Source organism: Kineosporia sp. A_224, assembly GCF_002198655.1.
GTDB lineage: Bacteria > Actinomycetota > Actinomycetes > Actinomycetales > Kineosporiaceae > R-H-3.
The window spans coordinates 1-3,042 of sequence record NZ_MWLN01000091.1 but is presented as its reverse complement, the minus strand read 5'-3'; the positions used below and the strand labels follow the sequence as shown (position 1 = coordinate 3,042).

The 3,042-nt window shown below is 72.0% G+C and carries 3 protein-coding genes; 1 reads left to right on the top strand and 2 read right to left on the bottom strand.

Annotation, left to right across the window (positions count from 1 at the left end; genetic code table 11):
* The first annotated feature begins 1,077 nt into the window (after positions 1-1,077).
* Positions 1,078-1,374: a hypothetical protein gene (locus EDJALFJO_RS07305; RefSeq protein ID WP_143448356.1), complete on the top strand. Its 297-nt coding sequence runs from the start codon at positions 1,078-1,080 to the stop codon at positions 1,372-1,374.
* Positions 1,375-1,423: 49 nt separating this feature from the next.
* Here the strand turns inward: EDJALFJO_RS07305 and EDJALFJO_RS07300 are convergent, their stop codons facing one another.
* A complete protein-coding gene (locus tag EDJALFJO_RS07300; RefSeq protein WP_198950089.1) occupies positions 1,424-2,143 on the bottom strand; it encodes a VIT1/CCC1 transporter family protein in 720 nt (239 codons plus the stop codon).
* A 60-nt stretch (positions 2,144-2,203) separates the two neighbouring features.
* Positions 2,204-2,917 carry a response regulator transcription factor gene (locus EDJALFJO_RS07295; RefSeq protein WP_088283687.1) on the bottom strand — a complete coding sequence of 238 codons (714 nt, stop codon included), beginning with the start codon at positions 2,915-2,917 and terminating at the stop codon, positions 2,204-2,206.
* Positions 2,918-3,042 lie beyond the last annotated feature (125 nt).

The window sequence follows — 3,042 nt, the reverse complement described above, 5'->3', positions numbered from 1 at the left end:
CCCTGGTCGTCAACCGCACCTGCACCTTGTCGCACGGCCACGCCGGCATCGACCCGATCCCACGCTTGAGGGTCAGCGTGTACTGAACGGCCCGCCGCGACCACGGCGCCGCAGCGAGCGTCTTCACCGTGCCCCGGGCCTCGACGCTGCGGCCGTCGGCCGCGCCCATGATCTGGTCGACCGTGGATTCCGCCGGGGTCCGCGCCCCTGCCTCGTACAGTCCTCGGGGCGAGGGCGGCCACTGGACGTCCAGCCGTCCAGCAGCGATCCGCCATGTCAACCTGGTCGCGATGCGCCCTCCTGGCAAGGCGATCTCTGCCCGGCGGGCCGGGCCCGTCGCACCCATCACGCTGACGTCCACCGGGAACGGCCCCGCGCAGGGGAGGACAGGTTCGCCGCCGGCCTTGGTGGGCCAGGCCGTAGGCCCGCCGCTCCGCCCACCCCCGACCAATGTGCTCGACCGCACCACAGGGAGTGCCTGCGGCTCGGGCGACGCCGGATCCGTCGGGGTGTGCGTGCTCGTTGCGGGGTCAACAGGGGACGCCGACGAGGGAACCCGGGACGGGGCCCTACCAGGCGGCTCCTGCCGTGACTCGCCGCGCGCGGCGATGCCGAACGCCGCAGCGGCTCCGAGTCCCAGCACCATCACCGCGCTGCCCACCACCCTGGACAGCCGCCCCGGCAGACCCTGCGCGTCCGCCGGCAGGGCCTCGCCGATCGACTCTCGGCTCACGAGCCACTCCCGTCAGGTCTACCAACAGAACTCTGACGTGGACGGCCGACTGCCTCTGCCCACGCGTGCGATGCGCGTCGACGCTAGCGGTGAAGACGTCTACGACTGGTCAAGACCACGACAAGATCCGCCCGATCTGCTGCCCGTCGAGGCCCCGATTCGGGGGACGGCAAGGGGTAAGAGTCGATCAAGACCGGCCAAAGGCCGTCTGAAGGTGCCCGCCGCGGCTCCCGACGCGGCCTAGCGTGCGACGTGCGGCGGCCGTGCCGCCGCACGTCGCCCTACGGGCCGCACACGCCCGCCGCGACCGGCCGGCTGATACCGCCAGGGGAACGGGGAGGGTCGTGCCGGGACATGACCGCGCCAGGTTCGTCGCGCTGGCCGTCCCCGGCGACACGGGCAGACCCACGCGCCTGACCGTGGTCCGGACCAGCGACGAGGCTGGTCACGCAGGGCCGCTGCTGGCGACGACGCAGCTGGTCGATGACCAGCAGGCCGACGACGTCCTTGCCGCGCACGGCTGGGTCCGGACCGGCCCGTGGTGGCTGGTCCTCAGCGGCGCCGCAGCGTTCGTCATGCCCCGCCGGTACCGCGGCGCGAACCCAGCGACGGGCGACGACCCGCAGGGTCCACAGACCTGACTGCAGGCAGTGCCCGGACGCCCGCCGCAGACGCGCACGCAGCTCGCTGTCAGACCCCGGCCAGGCCGACGAGATGCCCGACAAGGGCGGTGACCGCCATCGCGGCACCCCCGCCGAGGACCACACGCAGCGTCGGGCGCCCCAGGGTGGTGCCCGCGGCACGGGCACCCAATGCACCTGCCACGGTCAGCCCGGCCAGGGTGACCACGACGATCAGCAGGATCCTGGCGGTACCGGTCACGGCGCCGAGCATTCCCAGGAACGGGACCAACCCTCCCAGGGTGAAGGCCGCCGCGGACGCACCCGCAGCCTGCACCGGCCGCGCCTGGGAGGACTCGCTGTGGCCGAGCTCGTCTCGGGCATGGACAGCGAGTACGTCACCCTTGTGGAGCTCGGCGGCCACCAGCTCGGCGAGGTCACGGGGCAGGCCACGCTGCTCGTAGATCCCGGTGAGCTCCTCGAGCTCACCCCGCGGGTCGTCGGCCAGCTCGCGACGCTCGCGGTCCAGGTCCGCGCGCTCGACATCGGACTGGGAGCTGACCGACACCCACTCCCCCGCCGCCATCGCCATCGCGCCGGCCGCCAGGCCCGCCAGACCCGCCGTCAGCACCGCGCCGCCCAAGGCGTCACTCGCCGTCGCGACCCCGACCATCAGGCTCGAGGTCGACACCAGCCCGTCGTTGGCACCCAGGACCGCGGCACGCAACCAACCGGCCCGATGCCCGAGGTGGCCTTCGGGGTGTCCGGCAAGCGCATCGAAGATCGTCACAACAGTCCTCACAGGTTCAGGGCCTCACGGCGCCGGGTGCGGTACCGAGGTCCGCCTCTCTCACGGTTGCGGTGTCCCAGCTGCTTCCTCGTGGCCGGGGTCGACGAGCCGTAGGCCCACTCCACGAGAGGTGTGCAGGTACACCGGAGCGGCCGCGCTCTCGCCGAGCTTGCGGCGCAGCCAGGACAGGTGGACGTCGACGGTCCGGTCACCGCCGGCGCCGGGCTGCCGCCAGACCTCGGCCAGCAGGTCCCGCTTGCTCACCACCTCACCGACCCGACGGGCCAGCGTCAGCAGCAGATCGAACTCCTTGCGGGACAGATCGACTGCGACCCCGTCAAGCAGAACGGACCTGCTGCTGGCATCGATGCTCAGGCCACCCACGACGATCGGCCCGGTGGGTTCGCCCGCCGTACCCGACCGGCGCAGCACGGCACGGATCCGGGCATCGAGATGGTCCGCGCCGAACGGCTTGACGACGAAGTCGTCCGCGCCCGCGTCCAGGGCCGCGACGACGTCGGAGCCGTCCTCTCGGGCGGTGATGATGATGACCGGGACGCCGGTGACCGAACGCAGCATCGGCAGCACCCGCAGGCCGTCGACGTCAGGCAGGCCGAGGTCGAGCAGCACCACGTCCGGCGCGTCGTCCAGCACTGCCTGCAGGCCCGGCAACCCAGCCCCACGAGAACGCACGGTGTGCCCACGATCGGTCAACGCCCGGGTCAGCGCAGAGCAGATCCCCGGGTCGTCCTCCACGATCAGGATCACCGCCACAGCGACGGACCGTACACCGATCACTCCCCGGTAGAAGCACGACTCGGCGCCGCGCCACACAACAATGAACCTTGCCTCGGCCACCATGGCCTACTCAGCTAAATCGTTGCCACACTTAAGGTCTC